The following is a 305-nucleotide window of genomic DNA, read 5'->3' as shown; positions in this document are numbered from 1 at the left end:
CATCAGAGCTGCGCAAAAAGTTTTTATTTGAACATACTCATAATGAAGACGAAGTGCGTTTTTTTGTAAAAGGCCAAGGGCTATTTTGCCTGCATTTAGGCAATAAGGTTTATCAGGTACTTTGCCAACAAGGCGATTTAATTTCAGTACCTGAACTTACCCCGCATTGGTTTGATATGGGAAGCGACCCTGAGTTTACTGCCATTCGCTTATTTAACAATACAGAGGGCTGGGTAGCAAAAAGTACTGACTCGTCTATTGCAGAGCAATTTCCCTTACTCGATTAATAAAGCTCAGTGCACGCA

At 41.0% G+C, this 305-nt stretch carries 1 protein-coding gene; it reads left to right on the top strand.

Going from position 1 to position 305, the window contains the following annotated elements; translation table 11 throughout:
• The coding region (locus AAEY57_RS19620; protein WP_350608620.1) for a cupin domain-containing protein at positions 1-287 on the top strand (287 nt) is incomplete at its 5' end.
• Between the last annotated feature and the right edge of the window lie 18 nt (positions 288-305).

Origin of the sequence: Pseudoalteromonas sp. MER144-MNA-CIBAN-0113, assembly GCF_040308965.1 — a bacterium.
GTDB lineage: Bacteria > Pseudomonadota > Gammaproteobacteria > Enterobacterales > Alteromonadaceae > Pseudoalteromonas > Pseudoalteromonas tetraodonis.
Note: the sequence above shows the minus strand (reverse complement) of the source record. Positions and strands in the feature narration are given on the sequence as shown.